The 24,686-nt window shown below is 71.8% G+C and carries 27 protein-coding genes; 14 read left to right on the top strand and 13 right to left on the bottom strand.

The features are described 5' to 3' along the window. Positions 1-3 precede the first annotated feature (3 nt). From moeZ to F4554_RS07680, 3 genes are all read right to left on the bottom strand, one after another. Positions 4-1,176 (bottom strand): adenylyltransferase/sulfurtransferase MoeZ, encoded by a 1,173-nt coding sequence (moeZ, locus tag F4554_RS07690; RefSeq protein ID WP_179786746.1) that lies wholly within the window; start codon positions 1,174-1,176, stop codon positions 4-6. A gap of 220 nt (positions 1,177-1,396) precedes the next feature. Further along, the gene (locus tag F4554_RS07685) at positions 1,397-2,131 is read right to left on the bottom strand and encodes a response regulator (protein ID WP_179786745.1); all 735 of its coding nucleotides are present in this window, start codon (positions 2,129-2,131) and stop codon (positions 1,397-1,399) included. Next, positions 2,128-3,345 (bottom strand): sensor histidine kinase, encoded by a 1,218-nt coding sequence (locus F4554_RS07680; protein ID WP_179786744.1) that lies wholly within the window; start codon positions 3,343-3,345, stop codon positions 2,128-2,130. The genes F4554_RS07685 and F4554_RS07680 overlap by 4 nt, the downstream gene beginning before the upstream one ends. Before the next feature lie 200 nt (positions 3,346-3,545). Between F4554_RS07680 and F4554_RS07675 the strand changes: the two genes are divergently transcribed. Together F4554_RS07675 and F4554_RS07670 are read left to right on the top strand one after the other, a co-directional pair. After that, a complete protein-coding gene (locus F4554_RS07675) occupies positions 3,546-4,616 on the top strand; it encodes a hypothetical protein (RefSeq protein ID WP_202889192.1) in 1,071 nt (356 codons plus the stop codon). Next, complete coding sequence (locus F4554_RS07670; RefSeq protein WP_179786743.1) at positions 4,613-5,326, top strand: YqeB family protein; 714 nt, start codon at positions 4,613-4,615, stop codon at positions 5,324-5,326. The genes F4554_RS07675 and F4554_RS07670 overlap by 4 nt, the downstream gene beginning before the upstream one ends. A 10-nt stretch (positions 5,327-5,336) precedes the next feature. Here F4554_RS07670 and F4554_RS07665 read toward each other — a convergent pair whose 3' ends face one another. Next, the gene (locus F4554_RS07665; protein WP_179786742.1) at positions 5,337-6,278 is read right to left on the bottom strand and encodes an aldo/keto reductase; all 942 of its coding nucleotides are present in this window, start codon (positions 6,276-6,278) and stop codon (positions 5,337-5,339) included. A 207-nt stretch (positions 6,279-6,485) separates the two neighbouring features. On the opposite strand from F4554_RS07665, the gene F4554_RS07660 reads away from it, so the two are divergent. The 6 genes from F4554_RS07660 (at position 6,486) to F4554_RS07635 (ending at position 11,754) form a co-directional block, all read left to right on the top strand. Next, positions 6,486-8,798 carry an immune inhibitor A domain-containing protein gene (locus F4554_RS07660; RefSeq protein ID WP_179786741.1) on the top strand — a complete coding sequence of 771 codons (2,313 nt, stop codon included), beginning with the start codon at positions 6,486-6,488 and terminating at the stop codon, positions 8,796-8,798. Positions 8,799-8,992: 194 nt separating this feature from the next. Then, positions 8,993-9,904: a non-homologous end-joining DNA ligase gene (ligD, locus tag F4554_RS07655; protein WP_238341239.1), complete on the top strand. Its 912-nt coding sequence runs from the start codon at positions 8,993-8,995 to the stop codon at positions 9,902-9,904. Between the two features lie 197 nt (positions 9,905-10,101). Beyond that, a complete protein-coding gene (locus tag F4554_RS07650; RefSeq protein WP_179786739.1) occupies positions 10,102-10,278 on the top strand; it encodes a hypothetical protein in 177 nt (58 codons plus the stop codon). A 22-nt stretch (positions 10,279-10,300) separates the two neighbouring features. Continuing rightward, positions 10,301-10,918: a TetR family transcriptional regulator gene (locus tag F4554_RS07645; RefSeq protein WP_179786738.1), complete on the top strand. Its 618-nt coding sequence runs from the start codon at positions 10,301-10,303 to the stop codon at positions 10,916-10,918. Between the two features lie 228 nt (positions 10,919-11,146). Further along, the gene (locus tag F4554_RS07640; RefSeq protein ID WP_179786737.1) at positions 11,147-11,374 is read left to right on the top strand and encodes a DUF3107 family protein; all 228 of its coding nucleotides are present in this window, start codon (positions 11,147-11,149) and stop codon (positions 11,372-11,374) included. A 116-nt stretch (positions 11,375-11,490) separates the two neighbouring features. Next, positions 11,491-11,754: a GlsB/YeaQ/YmgE family stress response membrane protein gene (locus F4554_RS07635; RefSeq protein WP_179786736.1), complete on the top strand. Its 264-nt coding sequence runs from the start codon at positions 11,491-11,493 to the stop codon at positions 11,752-11,754. 196 nt (positions 11,755-11,950) lie between these two features. On the opposite strand, the gene F4554_RS07630 is transcribed toward F4554_RS07635, so the two are convergent. Then, on the bottom strand, positions 11,951-12,673 hold the full coding sequence (locus F4554_RS07630) for a ferritin-like fold-containing protein (RefSeq protein WP_179786735.1): 723 nt from the start codon (positions 12,671-12,673) through the stop codon (positions 11,951-11,953). A 378-nt stretch (positions 12,674-13,051) separates the two neighbouring features. Between F4554_RS07630 and F4554_RS07625 the strand changes: the two genes are divergently transcribed. After that, positions 13,052-14,614, top strand: coding sequence for a DEAD/DEAH box helicase (locus F4554_RS07625; RefSeq protein WP_179786734.1), 1,563 nt, complete (start codon positions 13,052-13,054; stop codon positions 14,612-14,614). A 7-nt stretch (positions 14,615-14,621) separates the two neighbouring features. Here the strand turns inward: F4554_RS07625 and F4554_RS07620 are convergent, their stop codons facing one another. Beyond that, positions 14,622-15,383 (bottom strand): L,D-transpeptidase, encoded by a 762-nt coding sequence (locus F4554_RS07620; protein WP_179786733.1) that lies wholly within the window; start codon positions 15,381-15,383, stop codon positions 14,622-14,624. A 131-nt stretch (positions 15,384-15,514) separates the two neighbouring features. Between F4554_RS07620 and F4554_RS07615 the strand changes: the two genes are divergently transcribed. Next, positions 15,515-16,405 (top strand): alpha/beta fold hydrolase, encoded by an 891-nt coding sequence (locus F4554_RS07615; protein ID WP_179786732.1) that lies wholly within the window; start codon positions 15,515-15,517, stop codon positions 16,403-16,405. On the opposite strand, the gene F4554_RS07610 is transcribed toward F4554_RS07615, so the two are convergent. The 4 genes from F4554_RS07610 to F4554_RS07595 form a co-directional block, all read right to left on the bottom strand. Continuing rightward, a complete protein-coding gene (locus F4554_RS07610; RefSeq protein WP_179786731.1) occupies positions 16,394-16,666 on the bottom strand; it encodes a hypothetical protein in 273 nt (90 codons plus the stop codon). The genes F4554_RS07615 and F4554_RS07610 overlap by 12 nt on opposite strands. 112 nt (positions 16,667-16,778) lie before the next feature. After that, entirely contained in the window at positions 16,779-17,774 is a 996-nt protein-coding gene (locus F4554_RS07605) for a RecB family exonuclease (RefSeq protein ID WP_202889189.1), read from the bottom strand. 74 nt (positions 17,775-17,848) lie between these two features. Beyond that, positions 17,849-18,730, bottom strand: coding sequence for a PHP domain-containing protein (locus F4554_RS07600; RefSeq protein WP_337795923.1), 882 nt, complete (start codon positions 18,728-18,730; stop codon positions 17,849-17,851). Positions 18,731-18,877: 147 nt separating this feature from the next. After that, a complete protein-coding gene (locus tag F4554_RS07595; protein ID WP_179786730.1) occupies positions 18,878-19,513 on the bottom strand; it encodes a DUF6758 family protein in 636 nt (211 codons plus the stop codon). Positions 19,514-19,594: 81 nt separating this feature from the next. Here F4554_RS07595 and F4554_RS07590 point away from each other — a divergent pair, with 81 nt between their 5' ends. Both F4554_RS07590 and F4554_RS07585 read left to right on the top strand, forming a co-directional pair. Next, a complete protein-coding gene (locus F4554_RS07590; RefSeq protein WP_179786729.1) occupies positions 19,595-20,002 on the top strand; it encodes an NUDIX hydrolase in 408 nt (135 codons plus the stop codon). A gap of 69 nt (positions 20,003-20,071) precedes the next feature. After that, positions 20,072-20,950 (top strand): alpha/beta hydrolase, encoded by an 879-nt coding sequence (locus F4554_RS07585; protein WP_179786728.1) that lies wholly within the window; start codon positions 20,072-20,074, stop codon positions 20,948-20,950. 30 nt (positions 20,951-20,980) lie between these two features. Here F4554_RS07585 and F4554_RS07580 read toward each other — a convergent pair whose 3' ends face one another. Both F4554_RS07580 and F4554_RS07575 read right to left on the bottom strand, forming a co-directional pair. Beyond that, on the bottom strand, positions 20,981-21,556 hold the full coding sequence (locus F4554_RS07580) for a histidine phosphatase family protein (RefSeq protein ID WP_337795922.1): 576 nt from the start codon (positions 21,554-21,556) through the stop codon (positions 20,981-20,983). A gap of 7 nt (positions 21,557-21,563) precedes the next feature. Beyond that, on the bottom strand, positions 21,564-22,055 hold the full coding sequence (locus F4554_RS07575; RefSeq protein ID WP_179786726.1) for a YflT domain-containing protein: 492 nt from the start codon (positions 22,053-22,055) through the stop codon (positions 21,564-21,566). A 501-nt stretch (positions 22,056-22,556) separates the two neighbouring features. On the opposite strand from F4554_RS07575, the gene corA reads away from it, so the two are divergent. Continuing rightward, complete coding sequence (gene corA, locus F4554_RS07570) at positions 22,557-23,690, top strand: magnesium/cobalt transporter CorA (RefSeq protein ID WP_179786725.1); 1,134 nt, start codon at positions 22,557-22,559, stop codon at positions 23,688-23,690. A 19-nt stretch (positions 23,691-23,709) separates the two neighbouring features. On the opposite strand, the gene F4554_RS07565 is transcribed toward corA, so the two are convergent. Then, positions 23,710-23,856 (bottom strand): hypothetical protein, encoded by a 147-nt coding sequence (locus F4554_RS07565; RefSeq protein ID WP_179786724.1) that lies wholly within the window; start codon positions 23,854-23,856, stop codon positions 23,710-23,712. A 111-nt stretch (positions 23,857-23,967) separates the two neighbouring features. On the opposite strand from F4554_RS07565, the gene F4554_RS07560 reads away from it, so the two are divergent. Further along, on the top strand, positions 23,968-24,621 hold the full coding sequence (locus tag F4554_RS07560) for a hypothetical protein (protein WP_179786723.1): 654 nt from the start codon (positions 23,968-23,970) through the stop codon (positions 24,619-24,621). Positions 24,622-24,686: the final 65 nt, after the last annotated feature.

The following is a 24,686-nucleotide window of genomic DNA, read 5'->3' as shown; positions in this document are numbered from 1 at the left end:
CGCTCAGTAGGACGGCTTGTCCGGCTCGATCTGGCTGACCCAGGCGGAGATGCCGCCCGCGACGTGCACGGCGTCGGCGAAGCCCGCGCCCTTGGCGGCGGCCAGCGCCTCGGCGGAGCGGCCGCCGACCTTGCAGTGCAGCACGACCTGCTTGTCCTTCGGTAGCTTCTCGAACGCCTGACCGCTGAGGAACTCGCCCTTCGGGATCAGCACCGCACCGTCGATGTTGACGATGTCGTACTCGTTGGGCTCGCGGACGTCGACGAGCAGGAAGTCGCGCTCGCCACGCTGCCGGGCGTCAAGCCACTGCTTCAGCGTGCGGACGTCGATGGTGGAGTCGACCACGGCCTCGGCCGCCTCGTCGGAGATGACGCCGCAGAACGCCTCGTAGTCGATGAGCTCCTTGACCGGCGCGGTGTCGGGGTCGCGGTTGACCTTGAGCTCACGCCAGCTCATCTCCAGCGCGTCGAAGATCAGCAGCCGGCCGATCAGCGGGTCGCCGATGCCGGTGATGAGCTTGATCGCCTCGTTGACCATCACCGAGCCGATGGAGGCGCACAGCACGCCGAGCACGCCGCCCTCGGCGCAGGAGGGAACCATGCCGGGAGGCGGGGGCTCGGGGTAGAGGTCGCGGTAGTGCGGACCGTGCTCGGCCCAGAACACGCTGACCTGGCCCTCGAAGCGGAAGATCGAGCCCCAGACGTAGGGCTTGCCCAGGATGACCGCCGCGTCGTTGACGAGGTAGCGGGTGGCGAAGTTGTCGGTGCCGTCCAGGATCAGGTCGTAGTCGGCGAAGATCTCCAGCGCGTTGTCGGAGTCGAGCCGCTCCTCGTGCAGGTTGACCTTGACATAGGGGTTGATCTCGGCGATCGACTCCTTGGCGGACACCGCCTTGGGCTTGCCGACGTCGCTCTGCCCGTGGATCACCTGGCGCTGGAGGTTGGACTCGTCCACGACGTCGAAGTCGACGATGCCGAGCGTGCCCACACCGGCCGCGGCGAGATAGAGCAGGGCAGGGCTGCCCAGACCGCCGGCACCGATGACGAGGACCTTGGCGTTCTTCAGGCGCTTCTGCCCGTCCATGCCGACCTCGGGGATGATGATGTGCCGGGAGTATCGGCGTACTTCGTCCACACTGAGGTCGGGGGCTGGCTCGACGAGCGGCGGCACGGACACGTCTGACTCCTCAGATTGTCGGGTGTTCCTCTTCGGGGGCAACCACCGGTTTGCCTCCCATGTTCCCGCGCCCCACCGACATGCCTCGGACGGGGGCACCGGCGCGGCCTGAGGACCGGCCGGGTCCTTCGGTGGGGGGCCGGGGCGTCGCCGGGCGGTCACGCCGCGCGACGACGCTGGTCGTTCCGCTCGAATCGGGACAGGTAGCCCGCGACCGCGGTCAGCCCCGCTCGTCCAGCAGCCCGGCGTCGTGGGCCAGCAGCGCGACCTGGACCCGGTTGTTCAGGTCGAGCTTGGTCAGGATGCTCGACACGTGCGTCTTCACCGTCGAGACGCTGAGATGGAGGGTCGCGCCGACCTCGGCGTTGCTCATCCCCCGCGACACCGCGACCGCCACCTCGCGTTCCCGACCGTTGAGCAGCGCCAGCCGCTCGCGGGCACGCACCCGCCGCAGGTCGTCGTCGGCCCCGGCCACCCGGTCGATCAGCCGCCGGGTCACCGTCGGGGACAGCACCGGCTCACCCCGCGCCACCCGGCGCACGGCGGCCACGATCTCGGCCGGCGGGGTGTCCTTGAGGACGAAGCCGGCGGCGCCCGCACGCAGCGCACGGAGCACGTGGGCGTCGGCGTCGAACGTGGTGAGAACGACCACCTCGGGCGCGTCCGGCCGCGCGCGCAGGCGCTCGGTGGCCGACAGCCCGTCCAGCCCGGGCATCCGGATGTCCATCAGCACCACGTCGGGCCGGAGGCGGGCCACCAGCGCCGGCACCTGCGTACCGTCGGCCGCCTCGCCCACCACCAGCAGGTCCGGCGCACCGCCGAGCATCATCGCCAGCCCGGCGCGCAGGAGCGGGTCGTCGTCCACGAGGAGCACCCTGGTCACGCGGTCCGGGGGCGCCTCGGGTAGCTCCGAGGTCCCCGGCGAGTCGGTCGGCCCACTGGTCGGTGTGGTCATGGCGGCCACGGTAGCCAGGCCGACACCACGAACCCGCCACCCTCGACCGGCCCGTGGGCGAGGCGCCCGCCTGCCTGGGCGGCGCGTTCGGCCAGCCCGACCAGTCCCTGTCCGGCGCCGGCCGCGGCTGCCGTACGGGCGGCTGCCGTACTGACAGCGTCCGTACTGACGGCGTCCGTACCTACGGCCGCCCGAACTCCTCCGCCGGTCCGGACCTTGGTGGTCAGCCCCTGCCCCGGCCCGCCGCCCACGGTGACGCGGACGTCGGCGCCGGGCGCGTGCTTGCGGGCGTTGGTCAGCCCCTCCTGGACGATCCGGTACGCCGTCCGCCCGAGCCCCGCGGGCACCTCGTCCGGCGCCTCGACGCGCAGGTCCACCCGCATGCCCGCCCGGACGGAGTCGGCCACCAGCGCCGGCACGTCGGCCAGCGTCGGCTGGGGCAGCTCGCCGACCGGCGCGCGGAGTACGCCGATGACCTCGCGCAGGTCCTGCAGCGCCTGGTGCGCGCTCTCCCGGATCACCGCGGCGGCCCGGGCGATCTCCTCGGCGGGCGCGTCCGGCCGGTACTCCAGTGCGCCCGCGTGCACGCTCAGCAGCGACAACCGGTGCCCGAGCACGTCGTGCATCTCCCGCGCGATCTCCTCCCGGGCGAGGTGCTGGGCCTGTTCCAGCCGCAGCCGGGCCTCGGTCTCCGCCCGTACCGCACGCTCCACCCTGGCGGCGACGAGTTGCCGGCGGTGCCGGACGAACTGCCCCCAGCCGACCACGCAGAGAGTCAGCACCACCGCGAGCAGCACCGCGAGGCCACCGGGCAGGTCCGGCTCTGGACGCAGCACGGCGTAGACGGGTGCGGAGAGCAGGCTCACCGCACCCACCACGACGGCGGTGCGGAACGAGCGATGCACCGAGACCACGAACAGCGCGACCAACTGTGCCCCGCCGACGGACTCCGCGAACGCCGAGAGGGGCACGAGCGCCAGCGCGATTCCCACCGGCCACCGGCGGCGCAACCACAGCGCCGCGCACCCCGCCAGCCCGGCGAGCTGGTCCAGGCCGAGGACCCAGCGCGGCGGCCACGGGTCGTCCAGACGGCCGGCGACGATCATCAGTGCGAACGCGACGGCCAGCGCGAACATGCAGGTGTCGACGAACCAGTCGCGCCGGCTGCGCGGTGGCGAACCGGCCGGTGCGCCGTCCGCTCGCGAACCCCTCATGACCGTGAACGTACTAGCGCGCGAGGACGCGTGGCGTGCTCGTGGCCGCGTTGCCGGCGGTGCGGTACCGGCGTCGGGCCCGGCCGGTACTTTCGTCCGGTCGCGGCCCGGCTTCGCGACGACCTCGGTCGAGGCGGTCGAGCGCGGTCGGGCACCGTCGGGCGATCCGCCACGGGGCCCGGGATTCCTAGCGTCGGGGCATGTCCGTCGAAGCCGGTTCCGCGCCCGCCGGAAGTGTCCCCGCGAATCTTTCCCGCAGGCGCGCTGTCGCTCCCGCGCTCGGGTTGTTCCTGCTCGCTCCACTGGTCGGTGAGTTCCTGCTCGGCAACGCCACCATCGACCAGCTCGGCCTGCTGCCCCTGCTCGCACCGATGTACGGCGGCGGCGCACTGCTCGTCCGGGAGGTCGCCCGGCGCGCCGGCCGGGGCTGGCCCACCATCCTCACGCTGGCGGTGGCGTACGGCCTGCTGGAGGAGGGCATCCTGGACCAGCTGCTGTTCAATCCCAGCTACTCCGGCCTGGACCTGCTCGCCGCGTACGTTCCCGTGCTCGGCATCGGCGCCCAGACCACCGTCACCGTCCTCGCCATGCACGCGGTGTGGAGCATCGCCGTCCCGATCGCGCTGGTCGAGGCGCTCGCGGGGCGGAGCCGGACCGCCCGGACCGCCCGGACCGCCCGGACCGCACCATGGCTCGGCCGCACCGGGCTGGCCGTGACCACCGTGGTCTTCGTGCTCGGCTCGGCGCTGGTCTTCTGGCTCCACCAGGTGGAGGAACGCTTCATGGCCACGGTCCCGCAGCTGGCCGGGACGAGCGCGGTGATCGTGGTGCTGGTTGCTGCCGCACTCCTGGTCCCGCTGCTTCCACGCTCGCCTGAGACCGTGCCGACCCGAACCGCCGCCCGGCCAGTGCGGTGGAGCCCGGGACCGCGGCTGGTCGGTGTGGTGACGTTCGCGGCCACCTCGCTGTTCTTCCTGCTGCCCGACGCGCTGCCCGCGTGGGTGGGAGTAGGCGCCGACCTGGCGCTGGCCGCGGTGACCGCCGGACTGTTGCTGTTCTGGTCGCGACGCTCGAGGTGGGCTGACAACCACCGGCTGGCCGCGGCCGGCGGAGCGCTGCTGACCTACGTCTGGCTGGGCTTCACGCAGGAGCCGCTGATGGGCTCCCCTGGCGTCGTCCAGCGCGTGGGCAACGTCGTCCTCGGCCTGGGCGCGCTCACGTTACTCACGGCCGCCGCACGGACCACCGCGGGGCGGGAGGGCACGCGATGACCCCGCGAACCACCGACGGAGCCGTCGTCGTCGGCCGGAGCGTCGCGGAACGGGCGCTGGTCTGGGTCGGCTTCCCGGCGCTGGGCGCGGGGGTGGGCTGGCTGCTGCGAGGGCTGGTGGTCTGGGTGGTGACGGTCCCCCACCTTCCGCTGCCGGGCCTGCTGAGGTTCGTCGCCACGGTGCCGGAGCCGTGGCTGACGCTGGCCGGCCTCGGTGCCGGGGCGGTCGCCGGCGGGGTGCTCGTGGTCCTCGGCGAACGCGACTACGTCACCGTCACCGTCGACCACCAGGAGGTCGGGCTGGCCCACGCCGGCGAGCGGCGGAGCCTACGCCGGGAGCAGGTGGGCGCGGTCTTCCTCGACGGCAAACAGCTCGTCCTCCTCGACCGGTCGACCGGCGAGCTGGCCCGCCAGCGCGGGGACCTCCCGGACGCCGGCCGGATCGAGGCGGCCTTCTCGGCGTACGGCTATCCGTGGCGGGCAGGCGACCCCCACCGGGAGGAGTTCAGGCCGTGGGTGGACGACGCGCCCGACCTGCCCGCCGCGGCGCACGCCACGCTGCGGGCACGCAGACGTGCACTCGCCGAGAACGACGACACCGACGCCGATGAGCTTCGTACCGAACTCGGCCGGCTCGGCGTCGTCGTCCGCGACGAGCACAGACGGCAGTACTGGCGGCGTGTGCGACCCACGGGTGGCCCGCACACGTGACCCGCGGAGGTCAGCGGCCGGGCGGCGGCACCAGCTGGTCGATCTCGGCCAGCTCGGCCTCGGTCGGCTCCCAGTCGGCCGCGGCGGCGTTGGACCGCACCTGCTCGGCCGAGGTGGCGCCGGCGATGACCGAGCCGCAGACCGGCCGCCCCGCCAGACCGCCGATGGCGACCTCCAGCAGGGAACGGTCGTGCTCCTTGGCCCAGGCGGCCAGCGCCTCCACCCGGTCGAGCTTCTCCTCGGTGACGTAGCCTTCCCGGCCGGCCAGCCGGGAGCCTTCGGGGATCGCCCCGCCACGGCGGACCTTGCCGGTGAGCAGGCCGTTTGCCAGCGGGAAGTAGGGCAGCACGCCCACGCCGTAGTGCTCGGCGGCAGGCACGAGGTCGGTCTCGACCGCGCGCTCCAGCAGGGACCAGTGGTTCTGTGCGGAGACGAACGACGTCGCGCCGAGCTCGCGGGCGACGTGGTGGGCCTCGGCGAGCTGCCAGCCGGAGAAGTTGGAGTGGCCGGTGTAGCGAACCTTGCCCTCCTTCACCAGCTCGTCCAGCGCGGCCAGGGTCTCCTCGATCGGGGTGTCCGGATCCGGACGGTGGATCTGGTAGAGGTCGATGTGGTCGGTGCGCAGCCGCCGCAGGGACGCCTCGACCGCGCGGCGAATGTAGGCACGGCCTCCCGGCGCGCCCGCGACCGGCCCGTAGCCCATGTCGCCGGCGAACTTCGTGGCCAGCACGACCTCGTCGCGGTGGCCGGCGAGCGCCTGGCCGAGTAGCTCCTCCGAGCCGCCCCGGCCGCCGTAGACATCGGCGGTGTCGAACAACGTGACGCCCGCGTCGAGGGCGGCGTCGACGACCGCACGGGTGGCGGCGAGGTCGAGCCGGCCGCCGAAGTTGTTGCAGCCGAGACCGACGACCGAGACCAGCAGGCCGGAACGTCCAAGAGATCGATAGCGCATGCCGCCGACCATACGACCTCGCGCCGACAGTCGTTCGATCCCGGAAGTTTTGTGCGATGTGCCGGACAGATCTGGCCATCTTGTGCCATTTTGTGATTGCTTGTGGATCATCGTTGGCGAAGTTGCCGATCATCGACCATCGACACCGATCGTTTCCGTCACGCTCGCGGCCGGCGAACCCGGCGCCGGGCGTTCCGAAGGAGTCCAGTGAGAGTTCGCAGAGCCACCGCCGCCGTGGCCTCGGTGGTGACCGCCGCCGCCCTCGCCGCCACCGCCGCCGGGATACCGGCGTCCGCGTCACCGCCCGCACACCCACGGGCCGCGCGCACCCACGCACCCGACGACCTTCCCAACCCGCTCGGCGACAAGATGCGGGCCACCCGCAAGGCCGCGCTGGAGAAGGTGCTCCGCGGCGAGGCCAAGCCGCAGCGCCGGGGCAAGTCCGACGTCGTGCAACTGGGCAAGAAGAAGTTCGCCCAGCTCAGCATGGAGAAGACCGACAAGATCTTCACGATCCTGGTCGACTTCGGGGACAAGACCGACTCCCGCACCGGCGGCGGCGCCGGACCGGTGCACAACCAGATTCCGCAGCCCTCCCGCGGCCGCGACAACACGACGTACTGGACTCCCGACTTCAACCGCCAGCACTACCTCGACATGTTCTTCGGCCAGGCCGGCGAGTCGATGTCGACGTTCTACCGCGCGCAGTCGCAGGGCCAGTACACCGTCGCCGGTGACGTGAGCAACTGGGTGACCCTGCCCTACAACGAGTCGCGTTACGGCAGCAACGAGATCCCGGAGTCCGACGGCTACTGGAACTTCGTCAAGGACGCGACCAAGGCCTGGTACGACCAGCAGCGCGCCGCGGGCAAGACGCCGGAGCAGATCCGCGCCTACCTCGCGCAGTTCGACAACTGGGACCGCTACGACTTCGACGGCGACGGCAACTTCGACGAGCCCGACGGCTACATCGACCACTTCCAGGTCGTGCACGCCGGCGAGGGCGAGGAGGCCGGTGGCGGCGCCGAGGGCGCGGACGCGATCTGGTCGCACCGGTGGTACGCCTTCCCCGACGGGCAGGACGGCCCGGAGCTCAACCCGCGCGGCGGCGTCCCGTTCGGCGACACCGGTATCTGGGCCGGTGACTACACCACCGAGCCGGAGAACGGCGGACTCGGCGTCTTCAGCCACGAGTTCGGCCACGACCTCGGGCTGCCCGACCTCTACGACACCGCCGGCGGCGAGAACGGCACCGGCTACTGGACGCTGATGTCGTCGGGTTCGTGGCTCAACCACGGCAAGGACAGCATCGGCACCACGCCCGGCTACATGGGCGCGTGGGAGAAGCTGCAGCTCGGCTGGGTCGACTACGACGTCGCCTCCCCCAACCAGTCCTCCACCAACGTGCTCGGCCCGGCCGAGCTGGAGACCGGCAACCCGCAGGCGCTGGTCGTCCCGCTGCCCAAGGAAGAGATCGTCGACCACTACAACGACCCCTACTCCGGGTCGTACGAGTGGTGGGGTGGAGCCGACGACAACCTCAACAACACCCTGCGCCGGACCATCAACCTGACCGGCAAGTCCGGCCCGGTGACGCTGACCGCCAAGGCGTGGTACGACATCGAGGAGGGCTACGACTTCCTGCACGCGGAGGTCTCCGCCGACGGTGGCACCCACTGGAGCCGGGTCGCCGACCCCGTCACCGGCAAGTCCGACGGCTGGACCACGCTGTCGTACGACCTGTCGAAGTACGCCGGCAAGTCGATCGTCTTCCGCTTCCGCTACGCCACCGACGGCGGGCTGCACTACGCCGGCCCGATGCTCGACGACATCGCGGTCACCGCGGCCGGCGCGACCGTCTTCGCCGACAACGTGGAGGGCGGCACCAACGGCTGGGCCACCAACGGCTGGAAGCGCATCAACGGCACGGTGACGACGTACAAGGGCAGCTACTACATCGCCGAGAACCGCCAGTACGTCGGCTACGACGAGACCCTGAAGACGGGGCCGTACAACTTCAACCGGGGCATCACCCGGCCCGACTGGGTCGAGCACTACCCCTACCAGAACGGCCTGCTGGTGACCTACTGGAACGAACGCCAGGAGGACAACAACACCAGCAAGCACCCGGGCGAGGGCCTGATCCTGCCGGTCGACGCACGTCCGAAGCCCATCCGGTGGGACAACGGCCCGACCCTCAACCTGCGCGCCCAGGCCTTCGACGCGACGTTCGGGCCGGAGGCCACCGACCCGCTGTCGCTGAGCCGTGAGGTGCGCAACGGCCGCCGGGTGCAGATCGCCATGGCGGACGTGCCGAAGCAGTCGCCGATCACGGTGTTCGACGACTCCAAGCCGAACAACTACTGGGACGCGTCGCTGCCCAACAACAGCGTGAAGGTCGCGGGGTACGGCGTTCAGCTGAGGATCACCGGCCAGTCCGCGGACAAGCAGCAGATGACCGTGGTCGTACAGCCGGTCACGAAGAAGAAGCTGACCAAGAAGAACCAGACGACCAGGTAACCAGGCAGTCGGGTAACCGGTCGGCCGGGCAGTCGGCCGGCCGGGTCACCCGAGGTGGCCACCAGGCCCCGCCACGCGAGACGTCGTGGCGGGGCCCGCTGCGTCTGCCCACTGCGTCTGCCCACTGAGTGTCCGCGGCGCGCCGCGGGCGGCTCGCCTGGCCGAACCCGCCGCGACCGAGCAGGATGGTCTCCATGGCAGACAAGGCGACCCGCGTCCGCATCGACGGGCACGTGCTCTCCCTGTCCAACCTCGACAAGGTGCTCTACCCCGAGGTCGGGTTCACCAAGGGTGAGGTCCTCGACTACTACTCGCGGATCGCGCCGGCGCTGCTCCCCCGGCTCACCGACCGCCCGCTGACCCGCAAGCGGTGGCCGGACGGAGTGAGCGGGCAGCCGTTCTTCGAGAAGAACGTCCCCCGCGGCACCCCCGACTGGGTACGCACCGTCACCGTCGCCTCTCCGGGCAGCACCCGCGACCGGGAGGAGGTCGAGTACGTCGTCGCCGACGACCTGCCGACGCTGGTGTGGCTGGCCAACCTCGCCGCTCTGGAGCTGCACGTCCCGCAGTGGCGGGTCGGCCCGCGCGGCGGCGTCCGGCGGCCGGACCTGCTCGTGGTCGACCTCGACCCGGGCCCGCCGGCCGACCTGGTGGCGTGCTGCGAGGTGGCCCTGCTCCTGCGCGACCTGTTCGACGCCGACGGGCTGCGCGCCTGGGCCAAGACCTCCGGCGGGAAGGGCATGCAGCTCTACGTCCCGATCGCCGAGACCTCCGGGGAGACGACCTCGGCGTACGCCAAGGAGCTGGCCGGGAAGCTCGCCCACGACCACCCCGAGCTGGTGGTCTCCTCGATGCGCAGGTCCCTGCGGCCGGGCAAGGTGCTGCTCGACTGGAGCCAGAACAACCCCGCGAAGACGACCATCGCGGCGTACTCCCTGCGCGGGCGGGAGACCCCCACGGTCTCCACCCCGCTCACCTGGGAGGAGGTCGAGGGCTGCGAGGAGGCCGACGCGCTGTCCTTCGGGCCGGCGGAGGTCCTCGACCGGGTGGAGGAGTTGGGGGACCTGTTCGCCGAACTGTCCACGCTGGAGCAGCGGCTGCCCTGACCGCTCGGCGCGGAGGCGGGTGGTTGCGGGCACTCGCCCGATTCGCGCGGTTCGGGCTGCCGCCGACGGGGCTTCGCGGTTACTGTCGGGTTACTGTCGGGAGGAAGGCGGTGGGTACGCCGGACTCGAACGCTCGGTCCGCCCGCGTCGCGGCCGGTTCGCGCACGGATGGAACGGATGGAATGAGGAGGCAGGCCATGTCCGAGACCGAGGTACCTTTCGACGGCGAGGTCGAGGTGCCCTCCCGCGAGGAGGGGCCCGCCGACGCCGAGGAGACGGCCGAGGAGTCGGAGGAGCCCGACATCGAGGCCCCCGAGGCCGACTTCGTCGAACAACACATCGAGGTCGACCTCGATGACGACGACTACCGCTGACCGCAGGCACTGAGGAGCGCACGTGACCGTGTCCGAGGCCCGCCCGCGCGGCGGCCGACTTCCCCGGCTGGCCCGACGTGCCCAACTGCTCGACGCGGCACGCCAGGTCTTCGTCGCGGTCGGTTACCACGCCGCCGCGATGGACGACATCGCCGACCGCGCGGGAGTCAGCAAACCCGTGCTGTACCAGCACTTCCCGAGCAAGCTCGAGCTGTATCTCGCCCTGCTCGACGCCACCTGCGACGGCCTGGTGGACGCCGTACGCACCGCCTTGGCCTCCACGACCGACAACCAGCAGCGGGTCGCGGCGACGATGCGGGCCTACCTCGACTTCGTGAGCGACGAGGACGGCACGTTCCGCCTGGTGTTCGAGTCCGACCTGACCGGCGAGCCCGCCGTCCGCGAGCGGGTGGACCGGGTGGCCCACCAGTGCGCGGACGCCATCGCCGACGTCATCCAGGAGGACGCCGGGGTCCCCAGGGAGCAGGCGCTCCTGCTGGCCGCCGGGCTCGCCGGCACCGCCCAGGTCACCGCGCGGTGGTGGCTGTCCTCGGACGGCACGATCGGCCGGGACGAGGCCACCAGACTGTTGACCACCCTCGCGTGGCGGGGCATCCGGGGGTTCCCCCGGGCCGAGTGACCACCCACAACGGCACCGCTACGGCGTCGGTTTCGCCCCGCTCGACGGCGGGTGCGGCAAAGGGACGAAGCGGGATGATCCTGCGCGACTTAGTGCACGTTCTCGGCTAGCCTCGTCCCGCCGGTGCACCATGGGGGTGAGAGGCCGCCGAACTGGGGCACCGGCGGTCAACCGACCGACAAAGCGCCCCGACACATGGACAAACGACGAAGAAGAGAGGGCGACCACGTGGAGGTCAAGATCGGTGTCCAGCACGCTCCTCGGGAGATCGTGTTGGAGAGCAACGACAGTCCCGAGGCCGTCGAAGCCGCGGTGAGCAAGGCTCTCCACGGCGAAGACGGGTTGCTCAGCCTGGCTGACGAGCGAGGCCGCCGTGTCGTCGTTCCCGCCGCCAAGCTTGCCTACGTCGAGATCGGTCCCGAGTCGGAGCGTCGCGTCGGATTCGGCGCCATGTAACCCCATCGGCCACGCCACCCACGGGGGACGAACGGCTTCGGTCGAGGGAGCACCGCCCCAGGGCCCGAACGGGCCCCGGGGGGATCACATTTGCAGCTCCATGGAAGGTGACCTAGATGAGCCTTATCGGCCTTCTGATCGCAGGCATCATCATCGGCCTGCTCGGGAAGTGGGTAGCTCCGAGCAACCGGGACAACATCCCGATCTGGCTGACCATTGTCTGCGGCATCGTCGGCGTCCTGGTCGGGTACTGGGTCGCCGGCGCGCTGGGTGTCGCGTCGACGTCTGGTCCTGACTGGATCCGCTGGATCATCAGCATCGTCCTCGCCGCCATCTTCGTGGCGATCGCGTCGGCTCTGACCAGCCGCCGCGGGAGGTAATGCATCACAAGATGAGGTACGTACGAATCCTCGTCTGAGTTCCCAACGGTTCAGCGAGTCCGGTTCGGGACGCTACTGAGCTCACAGCGCCACTCGAACCACGCCGTACGACAGGACGCGCAGGTCCGGGCCCGCCAGGCCCGGCCGGCGCGTCCTTCGCCTTCCCGCTCGCCAGGTTTCGTCCTCCGACCGCGCCCTAGGCCTGCAGGCCGAGCGTGGCCATCCGCTGGGCGTGCTTCTCGGTCAGCCGGGCGAACATCCGGCCGATCGCCGCGAGGTCCATGCCGGGGCGGTCCACCCCGCCGACCAGCAGCGCGGTGAGCACGTCGCGTTCGGCGGCGACCCGCTGGGCCTGCGACAGCGCCTCCCCCACCAGCCGCCGCCCCCACAGTGCGAGCCGGCCGCCGATCCGGGGCTCCTCCGCGATGGCCTTGCGGACCCGATCCACCACGAACACCGCGTGCCCGGTGTTCTCGAGCACCTCCAGCACCAGCGCGCGGGTGTCAGCGTCGACGTAGGCGGCCACCTCGCGGTAGAAGTCGGTGGCGATGCCGTCACCGACGTACGCCTTCACCAGTCCCTCCAGCCAGTCGGCGGGCGCGGTGTGGTGGTGGAAGGTGTCCAGCGCCGCCTGGAACGGCCGCATCGCCGAGACCGGCTCGACGCCGAGGTCCCGCAGCCGGTCGCGCAGGCGTTCGTAGTGGTGGAACTCCGTCACCGCCAGGGCGGCCAGCTCCGCCTTGTCCTCCAGCGTGGGCGCCAGGGTGGCGTCGTCCGCGAGGCGTTCGAAGGCGGTCAGCTCGCCGTACGCCAGCACGCCGAGCAGGTCGATCACCGCGGGCCGGTAGACCGGATCGTCGTAGGCCGCGACACCGGCGGACGACGTGCGGGCAGGCGAACTCTCCTGACTCTCGCTCATGCGCCGAGCTTAGGGCGTTTCCCGTGGATCAGGCGGCGAAGGGTGAGCGGGGCATCCGCGCCCGTCCGGCAGGGCGGAGCAGGAGCGCGTAGCGGTGTCGGCGAGCGCGGTCTGGCCGCCTGGTAAAGGCGGCCGACGGGACGGCGGATAGACTCACGGTGGCGGGGAGCCGTCCCGGCAGCCATTGATCATCTGCTGGCCGCCGCGCGGACGTCGCAGCCCCACCCCTACGCGCACAGTCCAGATCCAGCACACCACCGAGTGTGACGAACCAAGAGGCGAGAAGCTCTGACGACCTTCAAAGAACTTGGCGCGCTGCCCGACATCGTCGAGGCCCTCGCGCACGTCGGGATCACCGAACCCTTCCCGATCCAGGAGATGGCGGTTCCCATCGCGCTCACCGGCGCCGACCTGATCGCTCAGGCGCGGACCGGTACGGGCAAGACGCTGGCGTTCGGGGTCCCGCTGCTGCAGCGGATCGTCGTACCCGCCGACCGCGACTTCGCCGACCTGGACGCGCCGGGCAAGCCCCAGGCGCTGGTGGTCGCCCCGACCCGCGAGCTCGCGGTTCAGGTGACCGCCGACCTGAAGGTCGCCGCGTCCGTGCGTGCCGCCCGCATCCTCACCGTCTACGGCGGGGTTGCCTACGAGCCCCAGCTCGACGCGCTGGCCGAGGGCGTGGAGGTCGTCGTCGGCACTCCCGGCCGGCTGCTCGACCTCGCCGACCGCAGGGCGCTCGACCTGGCCCACGTCAAGTTGCTGGTGCTGGACGAGGCCGACCGCATGCTCGACCTGGGCTTCCTGCCCGACGTCGAGCGGCTGATCGCCAAGACGCACGAGATGCGCCAGACCATGCTGTTCTCGGCCACCATGCCCGGTTCGATCGTGCAGTTGGCGCGGCGGCACATGCGCCACCCGATCAACGTCCGCGCCGAGTCGGCCGAGGAGAGCCAGGTCGTCCCTGCCACGGCGCAGTTCGTCTACCGGTGCCACGACCTCGACAAGCCCGAGGTGATCGCCCGGATCCTGCAGGCCGAGGGCTGCGGCCGGGTGATGCTGTTCTGTACGACCAAGCGCGCGGCGCAGCGGCTGGCCGACGACCTGGCCGACCGCGGGTTCGCCGTCGCCGCCATCCACGGCGACCTGGGCCAGGTGGCCCGGGAGCGCGGGCTGGAACGCTTCCGCTCGGGCATGGTCGACGTCCTGGTCGCCACCGACGTCGCGGCGCGCGGCATCGACGTCGAGGGCGTCACCCACGTCATCAACCACACCTGCCCCGACGACGAGAAGACCTACGTCCACCGCATCGGCCGGACCGGTCGCGCAGGTGCCTCGGGTATCGCGGTGACGTTCGTCGACTGGGCCGACCTGACCCGCTGGAAGATGATCAACAACGCCCTCGGACTGCCGTTCGAGGAGCCGGTGGAGACCTACTCCACCTCCGACCACCTGTTCACCGACCTCGGCATTCCGAAGGAGGTGACGGGCCGGGTCGGCGCTCCGAAGGGCGACACCCGGTCCGGCGACCGCGAGCGCGGCCGCGAGCCGGGCGGACGGTCGCGGGAGCGACGGCGCTCCGGTGGTGGTGCCGACGGCGGACGTGGCCGGAGGACCGAGGTCGGGCAGTCCGACGAGCACGAGGAGCACGGCGACCGCCCGCGGTCCCGGCGGAGCCGGCAGCGTCGGCGCACCCGTGCCGGCGTGGTGGTCGCCGACCACGGTGACGGTGCCGGCGTGGCCGAGCCCGCGGACACGACCGGCGGTGGTCCCGAAGCGGGCCGCGACCAGTCCGCCCCGGCGGCGCACTCCGGTGGGGACGAGTCCGGAGCGAGCGCGCCCAGGCGACGTCGTACGCGCACTCGCCGACGCGGTGGCAGCGGTGGCGGCAACGGGAGCGGTCCGAGCACCGCCGACTCGACCGCCGACTCGGCGCAGGACTAGGGCAGGACTAGCGCAGGACGACGACCGTGGTGCCCACCGGCGCGAACTCCCACAGGGCCTTGGCGTCGGGCGGGTCCTGTCGTACGCATCCGTCCGACAGCGACTGGCCGAGCTGCAGCCGGGTCTGGATCGCCTTGCCGCTGGAGATCACGATCGGGATGTCGTGGAATCCGATCGCGGCGTTCGGGCCGTGGGTGAAGGTCACCATGTACTGCATGCGGTCAAGGCCGTTGTAGCTCGTGGTGTGCCGGCGCTTGCGCAGCACGTGGTAGGTGCCCGGTGAGACCTGGCCGAACTTCGTACCGGACACGAGATAGGACCGGTGCACGGTGTTGTCCGCGTCGACCAGCCACACGTGGTTGGCGGAGAGCGCGTAGACGATCCGCTTGCCGCTGCCGGTGCCCGCGGGCATCTTGTCGCCGACGGTCGCCGCCACCGCGTCCAGAGCCACCGTGGCGTCGGCCACGCCGGCCGGCGCCTGCTTGATGGTAGGAGTGCGGCTGGGCGACGGAGATGCGGTGGGCCGCGGGGTCGCGGCCGGCTCTCCGGCGGATTCTCGCTGGGAACGGTCCGCGATCTGCCGGGAACGGTTGTCCAGAACGGAGTTCTTGGCCGAGGCGACCATGCGGACATCCCCGAGAGGCAGCATGCCGACAGCGCCGAGGAGTGCAACGGCAACCACAAGTGCGGATCCGCCCGCCGCGAGCAGCCGCCACCTACGAAGCCGGGTGCCCGGACGCGGGCGCTCGCGCGACGCGGCGTGCCTCATGGCAGCACCTCTCCTTACAGGAAACGGGGAACTCCGCGAAGATCACGGGGCGCCCATCCTAGTGCGTTTATGTGGCGCAATTTCACGCCCTGTCGCAGCACCGAACTCCGGCAACGCTAGCGTGGCGTTCCATGAGCACGCCGAGGTTCCTCGACTTGCCCGCAGGTGTCCGCTCTGCGTGGCTCGGCACGTCCCGGGGGGAGTTCGCGGTACTTGATGCCACGCCTGCCGCACGGCGTTCCGGCGCCCCCGGCTCGGCGGCCCTGTTGCTTCCGGGCTGGACCGGCAGCAAGGAGGACTTTCTGTCGTTGCTGCCCGCGCTTGCCCGAACCGGGCGACGCGCGGTGGCGGTCGACCAGCGCGGACAGTTCGAGACCGCCGGACCGGACGAACCGTCGGCGTACGACCTTTACGAACTCGGGCTGGACGCGTACGCGATGGCCGAGGCGATGGATGCCGGCCCGGTCCACCTGGTCGGTCACTCGTTCGGCGGCCTGATCGCCCGGGCCGCGGTGCTCGTCAAGCCCGAAGCGTTCGCCTCCATCACCCTGTTGGGTTCCGGCCCGGCCGGGCTGGGCGGTGGGCAGGCGCAGATGCTCGACCTCATGGTGGAAGCCATTCCCACGCAGGGACTGCCCGCGGTGTACGCCGCCAAGCGCGAGCTCGAACGCAGGAACGGCGCAACCGAGGAACCCGCGCACATCGAGGAATTTCTCGCCCGGAGGTTCTGCGCCAACAACCCGGTCTCGCTCACCGAGTTCACCCGCCAGCTCGTCGCGGCACCAGACCTGGTGGCCGAACTCGCCGGCACCGGCGTACCCACGATGGTCGCCTTCGGCGTCGACGACGACGCGTGGAGCCCTGCCGTACAACGCGAAATGGCCGACCGGCTCGGCGCGCCGGTACACGAGATCGACGGTGCGGGTCACTCCCCCGCGGTGGACCGGCCCGACGCCACGGCGGACGTGCTCACGGCGTACTGGAACTCCCTCCACCCCGACACGGCGGGGTCAGCCGGGTAGCCGTAGCCCACCGGGAAACAACGCGCCGTAAGCCACGAAGGCCAACGCCCACGCGAAGAAGAGGTAGATCCAGCCGCGACCGGGCCGCCGTTGCTTCCACGCCATGACGCTGAGGATGACGACCGGCAGCAGAAGTGCGAGGCCCGCCGGCAGCCTGCCGTCGTTCTGCCCGAACACCCACACCGCGGCCAGCGCCGACAACACGACCGTCGCCCCGCCGAGCAACTTGCGCGGTGTGGTCAACAGGCGAAGCAGATCCATGTACATACCGTAGGTGCCGCACTACGTCGGGGCGAGCGGGCCACGATGACAATCGCGGCACCTTCCCCACATGGGATTCGGCCGGGTGCCCATGACTCGGCCACCCGGCGGCCTAGACGTTCGGGTCCAGCGCTTCCCACGGCCGCCGGGTCGGATAGGCGGAGCGTCCCTGCGGGCAGTGCGCGGAGAAGTCGCACCACTGGCACAGCGGACCCGGCCGTGGCGGGAACACCTCGTCGAGGTCGGCCGCGGACAGCCCCTGTGCGAACGCCTGCTCGGCCCGCGCCGCCTCCGCCCCCATCTGGTCGGCCCGGTGGAGGTGACGGCTCAGCGACTCCTCGGTGTGCTCCCAGCCGACGACCGTGCCCGAGGCGAGGTGGTGCAGCTCCACCTTCCGGCACGGCCTGCGCAGGGTGCGGGCGGTCGCGGCGGCGTAGACCGCGAGTGCCAGCGAGCTTCGCGCGTCGGCGGTGGTGAGCACCCGGGTGCCGCTCTTGTAGTCGACCACCACGAGTTCGAGGGCGCTGTCGTCGTGACCGGCGGCGACGTTCGGGTTCCCGGCGTTCGGCTCCTCGGGCTCGCCGCCGTCGCTGTCATCGACATCAGTGACGGCGTCCAGGGCGTCCACGTCGTCCTCGTCGAGGTAGCCGTGGTGCGTGACGGGACGCAGGTCGACGCGGTCCACGCGTCCGGACAACGCGAGCGTGGCCGTCGTGAGGGCGACGGTGCGCTCGACGCCGACGGGCTCGTCGGCCGGATCGAGGTGCGCGACGTAGTCCTCCACCATCCGGCACGCGTGCATGCGCCAGCGTTGGCTCTGGGCGTCGTCGCGGAAGCCCTCGTCGATCCAGGCCCGCCAGGCGATCCGGGCGGCCGCCACCGGTGTGCGCTCCGGCACCGGAAGCCGCCACCAGGCCGCCAGTGCGGTGTGCACGGCCGCGCCCACGCTGTTGTGTGCCCACGGCGGACCTTTCGGCGGCGTGGGGCGGTCGAGGTAGGTGAACCGGTAGCGGCGCGGGCAGTCCAGCCAGGTCACCAACCTGGTCGGTGTCGCCCGGAACAACCGGCGCGGCATCGCGTCGAACCCCAGCTGCTCCATCGCGCTCATCCGGCCATCCTGCCAAGGCCCACCCCCGGGACGCGTCCCGGAGTGGCGGGGAGCGGGCCAAACAGGCCCCGGGCCTACGGAAGGTAGGGCGCCGGTGTCTTCCGGCCGGAACGCTCGGCCGCCGACCGCGCGCGGTCCAGCAGCCGGGCGAACTCCTCCTCGCCGGTGCTGAAGCATCCGAGGTCGTGGTCGGTCTTGCCGACACCGTGATGGTCGCTGGCACCGGTGACCACGAGGTCCAGCTCGCCCGCGAGTTCGCGCAACCGCGCCCGCACCTCCGGAGCGTGGTCGCGATGGTCGACCTCGAGGCCGGCCAGCCCGGCCCGGGCCAGGTCACCGATCACCTCGTCGGTGAGAACCCGGTGGCTGGAACGCCCACGAGGATGGGCGAGTACGCAGACACCGCCGGCCGCTCGGACCTGCCCGATCACCTCGGCCGGGTCCGGCGCGTACCGCGTGACGTACCCCGACCTCCCCTCGCTCAGCCACCTGTCGAAGGCGTCCCGTCGGTCCCGTGCGTACCCTCGCGCGACCAGCGCGTCGGCGACGTGCGGGCGACCGAGCGAGGTGGCCGCCCGCGACTGTTCGGCGACGTCCTCGGGCGTCAGGTCGATGCCGTGCTCGCGCAGCCGGTCGAGGATGAGCGGCACGCGTGCGTTGCGGCCCTCGCGTACCCGCTCGAGCGTGTGGTCGAGCTCGGCGTCGTCGGGGTCGGGGAGGTACGCCAGCATGTGCACGCTCACCCCACCCAGGCGGCAGGACACCTCCGCACCGGGCACCAGCCCCACGCCCAGGCGCTTGGCCTCGGCCAGGGCCTCGTCCCAGCCCGCGAACGTGTCGTGGTCGGTGAGCCCGAGGACGTCCACCCCGGCAGCGGCCGCGCGCCGGACGAGTTCGGCCGGCGGGTCGGTTCCGTCCGAGCAGTTCGAGTGGGTGTGCAGGTCGATGAGACGCACCGGATCTCCAGCCGACGGGTGCCCGGCTTCACGACGGTGTGCGCGGGCGAGGAGTGCGGATCGTGCGGGCGTGTCAGACCCAGGGTGTGCAGCACACCCTAGGGTGTGGCCGGCTCCGGGGTCCACCGCCCGGCCGGTCAGGTTCGGTCAGGGGTCGCGCAGCCTCGGCGTGAGGGCGCCGTACGGCAGCAGGTCGACCTCGTGGCCGAGTGCGCGGACGTCCATCAGCTCGATCGGCTCCAGCAGCAGCGCGCCGGCGGTGTCGGGGTGGAAGACCAGCCACAGCCACGACGCGGCCGACTCGCCGACGTAGACCGCGCGGTCCGGCGGTGCGTCGGCCAGCCACAGGGCCGTCGGGTGCCCGTCGGCCTCGACCTTCGCCTGGGGGGTCCCCCGGCCGACCCGCCCGCCGGGGTCGGTGCCCTCCAGTCCGGCGTACGCCGCACCGAGCCCGACGCCCATCTCCTCCGCGACCAGCAGGAGCTCGCCGGCGCCGCCCAACGGGTTCGGGCCCGAGCAGGCCACGACGGTGGCGCGAACCCCCTCGACGTCGCTACCGGCGTGTCCGATGCCGGTGATCACCCAGGCGTGCGGCAGCGGCCACGGCACCCACAGCGGCAGCCGCGACCGGGCGGCGAGCCAGCGCACCAGATCGGCGCTGGGCTGGACGAACGGCTGCAGCGGAGGCACCGCACCGTGCGCCGGGCAGGTCCACCGGTCGGCCCAGGCCGACGGCGCACGGACTCCCCGGTGGCATCTCGGGCATACGGGATCGCCCTTCATGGGTACGACGGTTCCCGTTCCGGCTTCGCGCGTCAAGGGTCGTTCGGACGTGTCGTACGCCAGGCGCCATAGCCTGGCCGAATGGATCTGCGGCGGGTGCTGTGCGTGGGTGCGGTCGTCCGCGATGAGGAGCACCGGCTGCTGGTGGTACGCCGCGGCCGGCCGCCGGACGTCGGCCGCTGGTCACTGCCCGGCGGCCGGGTCGAGCCGGGTGAGTCCGCGCCGGCCGCCGTGGCGCGCGAGGTGGCCGAGGAGACCGGCCTGTCCGTCGTCGCCGGGCGGCTGCTCGGCTCGGTCGAGCGGCCCGGGCCGGGCGGGATCACCTACCTGATCCTCGACTACGTGTGTACGACGGCCACGCCAGGCGGGGCACCACGGGCGGGCGACGACGCGGCCGACGCCCGCTGGGTGAGCCCGGCCGAGCTCGCCGCGCTTCCCACCACGCCCGGCCTGCTGGAGGCGCTGCGCGGCTGGAACATCCTGGCCTGAGCGTCCCGGCCCGAGCGTCTGGTTTGCCTGGGTGATCACGGTCTGAGTGGTCATGCCACGATTGTCCGCATGCCACCGAGTCGCCGCTCGCTCCTGTCCGCGGGCATCGGAACCCTCGCTGCGGCCGCCGCCGGCGTCGGGCTGGTCGAGTCCAGGCTGGTGCCCGGCCGGACCATGATGCACACCGCGCTCGGACTCACCGGCGAGGACGGCGTTGTTCCCGCCGTCGCGCCGGGCCCGATGCTCAGCGGCACCTTCACCTCCGCGGCGCGGGCCGGCACCCAGGTCGCCTGGACGGTCGCCTATCCGCCCGGCTCCCCCACCGACGCCCCGCTGCCGGTCGTACTCGCGCTCCACGGGCGTGGCGGTGACCACCGCGCGCCGTTCGACGAGCTCGGTCTGGACCGATTCATGGCCGCGGACGCGGCGGACTGGCGGACGCCGTTCGCGCTGGTGTCCGTCGACGGCGGCGCCTCGACGTTCTGGCACCGCCGCCGCAACGGGGACGACCCGCAGGCGATGCTCCTCACCGAACTGCTTCCGCGGCTGGCCCAGCGCGGCCTGCGCACGGATCGGATCGGCCTGATCGGCTGGTCGATGGGCGGGTTCGGTGCCCTGCTGTTCGCCGCGGCCCAACCGGACCTCGTGGGGGCGGCGGTCGTCGTCAGTCCCGCGCTGTGGCGGGAGTACGCGGACGTACGTCCCGGCGCGTTCGACGGGCCCACCGACTTCGCCGCCAACAACGTGTTCGCCGACCAGCGTCCACTCGCCGGGCTCCGGCTGCGGGTCGACTGCGGTCGCGACGACCCGTTCGCGGCGGCGACCCGGGAGTTCGTCAACGGGCTGACACCGCCTCCGGCCGGCGGGTTCCAGCCGGGCGCGCACACGGTCGGTTACTGGCGCCGGATGGCGCCCGAGCAACTCCGTTTCCTCGCCTGGAACCTCTGAGCCCGGAGGGCCGGACGGCCGCTCGCCCGTTCAGGAGTTCCAGCGGTCGAACGTCGGCGTCTCGCGTTCCCAGCCGAGCACGCTGACGGTCGCCACGTCGAGCAGGAAGTGCGCACCGTTGCGCGGTGAGAGGCCCAGCCAGCGCGCGCCGAGCACCCGCAGGAAGTGCCCGTGGGCGACGATCAGCGCCCGCTCGGCCACGTCCTCCCGGATCCGGTCGATCACCCGGTCGGCGCGGGCACCGACCTGCTCGGCGGACTCCCCACCGGGCACCGGGTCGTTCCACACGCTCCACCCCGGCACCTCGGTACGGATGTCGGGGGTGGTCCGCCCCTCGTACTCGCCGTAGTCCCACTCCCGGACGTCCGGCTCGACCACCGCGCGGTCACCGAAGCCGGCCAGTCGGGCGGTCTCGCGGGCGCGCGCCAGCGGGCTGGTGACCACCAGGTCGAACGACGTACCGGCCAGCCGGTCCCCCAGCGCCCAGGCGGCACGCTCGCCCGCCTCGGTCAGCGGTAGGTCGGTCTTCCCCGTATGACGTCCGTCCCGGCTCCACTCCGTCTCGCCATGTCTGGCCAGCCACAGCTCTGGCTGGTGGGCACTCACTCGCGCCTCACAGCTCGCCCCGCTGGAGCGCGAGCCTGGCCAGCAGCTGCCGGGCGTCCTCGGCATGGTCGGCCTTGCAGATCACGTCGTACGTCCCGGCGACCACCTGGGTCATCGAGGTGAAGTCGCGCTGGCCGCCGGTCGCGCGGTAGCCGATCCAACCGAAGATGATCCCGAAGATCACGCCGATCACGATGCCGAAGATGAGCAGCAGGATGGTGTTGGCGCCGCGCGGGGCGAACAGGCTTAGCAGGATGCCGACGAACAGCCCCCACCAGGCGCCGCCGGCGGCTCCGACCCCGATCGCGCGCCCCTCGGTCAGCCGGCCGGTGACCCGCTCGACCAGCCGCAGGTCGTTGCCCAGGATGGAGACGTTCTCCACCGGGAACTTGTTGTCGGACAGGAAGTCGACGGCCCGCTGTGCCTCCGCGTAGGTCTGGTAGGACCCGACGGGCACGCCGGTGGGCAACTCCGGCAGTGGTCTCGGCGTAGTGCGCATGGGAACCCCTCGTCGTCGCTGGGCTGCTCGTCCTCGGCCGGTGGTCCGGGGTGGTTGTCGCTGGGACCAGTCTGCTCCGCCTCCGCCGGTCACGCGTTCCCCTGAGGATGCCCGTCGATCCTTCGAGGATGCGCGCCGTCATCGGGTTTGCCGCTGATACCCTGTCCGTCGGTCGCCATGAACACTGGTGAATGTCCAAATTTGCTCGTCCTGGGCGCTGTGGACGCAGTTGTGTGCGACCTTCGAGGTGTCCCGCCCTCGCGAGGGCTCGGTGCGAAGGAGGTGCCCGGGTGAAACCTGCCTGTCCGTGCAGTACCCGCGTCCTCCGTCGCCCGCCGACCGTGTCGCGCTAGACACGGTTCGACCCGGCCCGCCGCCCCGGCAGCCCGGCCACGGAGGACGTCCGTCGTCCACCACAGGTGGACGAGTCCGTTTGCCGACCCGTTCGGGCCCAGTTCGGGACCAGGTTCGGGACCAGTTCGGGACAAGGAGGTGCCTCTCATGGCCCTGCCCGGTGTTCGTGACCACCGCAACGCCGTTCTCGGCGGACGCCGCGCCCGCGCGATGATGCGCGCCATCCGCCGCCGGCCCGACTCCCACCTGAACGGCCACCCGAGCGGCCCGCGTAACGACAGCCCCCGTACGGCGGTCGTCGACTGGGCCTTCTACCGCGACGGCAAGCGCCAGGAGGACGTCTCCTCCTACACCGAGGCGGTACGCCGCGCCCGCGACGGCGGCGGCTTCGTCTGGATCGGGCTGTTCGAGCCGACCGGCGACCAGCTCGCCGGGATCGCCGAGGAGTTCGACCTGCACGCGCTCGCCGTGGAGGACGCGGTGACCGCTCACCAGCGGCCGAAGCTGGAGCGGTACGGCGACTCGCTGTTCGCGGTGTTCAAGACGGTGCGTTACTGCCCGCACGAGGAGTTCACCGCCTCCAGCGAGGTGGTCGAGACCGGTGAGCTGATGGCGTTCGTCGGACCGGAGTTCGTGGTCACCGTCCGGCACGGCGACCACAGCGAGCTGGGGCGGGTGCGGCGCCAGCTCCAGGACAACCCCGACCACCTGCGGCACGGGCCCAGCGCGGTGCTGCACGCCGTCGCCGACCGGGTGGTCGACGATTACCTCACCGTGGTCGACCGACTCCAGGACGACATCGACGAGCTGGAGATCTCGATCTTCTCCGCTCGCGGCGCCCGCAACGTCGAACGCGTCTACCAGCTCAAGCGCGAGGTGCTGGAGCTCAAGCGCGCGGTCGCCCCACTGGCCGGTCCGCTGCGCCAGCTGGCCGAGCGCCCGGTGCGGCTGGTGGCGCCGGAGATCCGGGAGTACTTCCGCGACGTCGAGGACCACCTGGCCCGGGTGCGGGAGCAGGTCTCGGCGTTCGACGAACTCCTCACCTCGATCCTGCAGGCGGGCCTGGCGCAGCTCACCGTCGCCGAGAACGAGGACATGCGCAAGATCTCCGCCTGGGTGGCGATCCTGGCGGTGCCCACGATGATCGCCGGGATCTACGGCATGAACTTCAAGTTCATGCCCGAGACCCACTGGCGCTACGGCTATTTCATGGTGATGGCACTCATCGTGGGAATCTGTTTCGGCCTGCACCGCTACTTCAAGCGCAACGGCTGGCTGTGAGCCGCGGGGCCGGCCCGCGTCACACCGGCGCGGGGGTGCCCTGGGGGTCCCCCTCGCGCCGGTCGGCGTCGAGCCGTTCCTGCTCACTTCTGGCCCGTACCTTTCGTACGAACGCCGCCGCACCGGAGACCATCAGCCCCACGGTGGCGATACACAGCGGACACATGTCAGCGTTCCTCCAGTCGTAGTCGTCCCCTGTAGGACAGGCCCGGCCGGCAGAACTCATCGCCGCGCGGCTTGGTGTGGGCACCGGGCGCGCGTGTGAGAATCTCACCTCATGAGTGACGCCGAGCGGGCCGAGCACGCCGGGCAGGCGGACGCCGAGCGAGCCGACGCCGACCGGGCCGTACGCGCGGCGCTGGTGGAGGAGGCCTGCCGTCGCTCGTCGGTCCTGTGGCTGGCCTACGCCGGCCTGGACCGGCCCCGCCCGGCGTGGCACGTCTGGTCCGACGGCGCGGCCTACGTCGTGGCCGACGCGACGGAGGCGACTGGGCAGACCGAGACAACCGAGCAGGCCGAGCCCGCGGGGACCCCTGAACACCCGGCGGCACGGCCGGAGCAGGCCCTGCCCGGGCTGGCCGAGGCCACCGAGGCCACCGTGACCTGCCGCTCCAAGGACTCCGGCGCCCGGCTGGTCACCTGGCGCGCCGGCGTACACCGCCTCCGGCCCGGCACAGACGAGTGGGACCAGGCCGTACGCCTGCTGCGCGGTGACCGGCTGAACACCACCGACGCCGCCGAGCTGCCCGCCCGCTGGGCACGGACCGCCGTGATCGTCCGGCTTACACCGAGCGGCGAGGTGCTGGAGGAGCCCGGGAGAATGCCCGGCGACCGGGCCGCCGCGAGCCCGCCCGGCAGTCCCGCGACCACCACCGGCAGGCTCCCCTGGGTGGTGCACAAGCGCCCGCGCCACCGCCCGCGACTGTCCTGAGCACGCCCGCCCATCACCTCGCTCTCCTCGAGGCGCCCGGGACGTTAGCCTGACCCTGGCGACGA

The sequence above is a fragment of the Actinopolymorpha rutila genome (assembly GCF_013407855.1).
GTDB lineage: Bacteria > Actinomycetota > Actinomycetes > Propionibacteriales > Actinopolymorphaceae > Actinopolymorpha > Actinopolymorpha rutila.
This window is presented reverse-complemented; position numbering and strand designations above follow the sequence as displayed.

Excerpts from the sequence above, each read along its gene's own strand:
- F4554_RS07620 (WP_179786733.1), bottom strand. The coding sequence starts at position 15,383 with ATGAGGCACGCCGCGTCGCGCGAGCGCCCGCGTCCGGGCACCCGGCTT.
- F4554_RS07665 (WP_179786742.1), bottom strand. The coding sequence starts at position 6,278 with ATGCGCTATCGATCTCTTGGACGTTCCGGCCTGCTGGTCTCGGTCGTC.
- F4554_RS07635 (WP_179786736.1), top strand. The coding sequence starts at position 11,491 with ATGAGCCTTATCGGCCTTCTGATCGCAGGCATCATCATCGGCCTGCTC.
- F4554_RS07590 (WP_179786729.1), top strand. The coding sequence starts at position 19,595 with ATGGATCTGCGGCGGGTGCTGTGCGTGGGTGCGGTCGTCCGCGATGAG.
- ligD (WP_238341239.1), top strand. The coding sequence starts at position 8,993 with ATGGCAGACAAGGCGACCCGCGTCCGCATCGACGGGCACGTGCTCTCC.
- corA (WP_179786725.1), top strand. The coding sequence starts at position 22,557 with ATGGCCCTGCCCGGTGTTCGTGACCACCGCAACGCCGTTCTCGGCGGA.
- F4554_RS07670 (WP_179786743.1), top strand. The coding sequence starts at position 4,613 with ATGACCCCGCGAACCACCGACGGAGCCGTCGTCGTCGGCCGGAGCGTC.
- F4554_RS07605 (WP_202889189.1), bottom strand. The coding sequence starts at position 17,774 with ATGAGCGCGATGGAGCAGCTGGGGTTCGACGCGATGCCGCGCCGGTTG.
- F4554_RS07630 (WP_179786735.1), bottom strand. The coding sequence starts at position 12,673 with ATGAGCGAGAGTCAGGAGAGTTCGCCTGCCCGCACGTCGTCCGCCGGT.
- F4554_RS07610 (WP_179786731.1), bottom strand. The coding sequence starts at position 16,666 with ATGGATCTGCTTCGCCTGTTGACCACACCGCGCAAGTTGCTCGGCGGG.
- F4554_RS07625 (WP_179786734.1), top strand. The coding sequence starts at position 13,052 with ATGGCGGTTCCCATCGCGCTCACCGGCGCCGACCTGATCGCTCAGGCG.
- F4554_RS07650 (WP_179786739.1), top strand. The coding sequence starts at position 10,102 with ATGTCCGAGACCGAGGTACCTTTCGACGGCGAGGTCGAGGTGCCCTCC.
- F4554_RS07680 (WP_179786744.1), bottom strand. The coding sequence starts at position 3,345 with ATGAGGGGTTCGCGAGCGGACGGCGCACCGGCCGGTTCGCCACCGCGC.
- F4554_RS07675 (WP_202889192.1), top strand. The coding sequence starts at position 3,546 with ATGTCCGTCGAAGCCGGTTCCGCGCCCGCCGGAAGTGTCCCCGCGAAT.
- F4554_RS07585 (WP_179786728.1), top strand. The coding sequence starts at position 20,072 with ATGCCACCGAGTCGCCGCTCGCTCCTGTCCGCGGGCATCGGAACCCTC.
- F4554_RS07685 (WP_179786745.1), bottom strand. The coding sequence starts at position 2,131 with ATGACCACACCGACCAGTGGGCCGACCGACTCGCCGGGGACCTCGGAG.
- F4554_RS07560 (WP_179786723.1), top strand. The coding sequence starts at position 23,968 with ATGAGTGACGCCGAGCGGGCCGAGCACGCCGGGCAGGCGGACGCCGAG.
- F4554_RS07595 (WP_179786730.1), bottom strand. The coding sequence starts at position 19,513 with ATGAAGGGCGATCCCGTATGCCCGAGATGCCACCGGGGAGTCCGTGCG.
- F4554_RS07575 (WP_179786726.1), bottom strand. The coding sequence starts at position 22,055 with ATGCGCACTACGCCGAGACCACTGCCGGAGTTGCCCACCGGCGTGCCC.
- F4554_RS07615 (WP_179786732.1), top strand. The coding sequence starts at position 15,515 with ATGAGCACGCCGAGGTTCCTCGACTTGCCCGCAGGTGTCCGCTCTGCG.
- F4554_RS07565 (WP_179786724.1), bottom strand. The coding sequence starts at position 23,856 with ATGTGTCCGCTGTGTATCGCCACCGTGGGGCTGATGGTCTCCGGTGCG.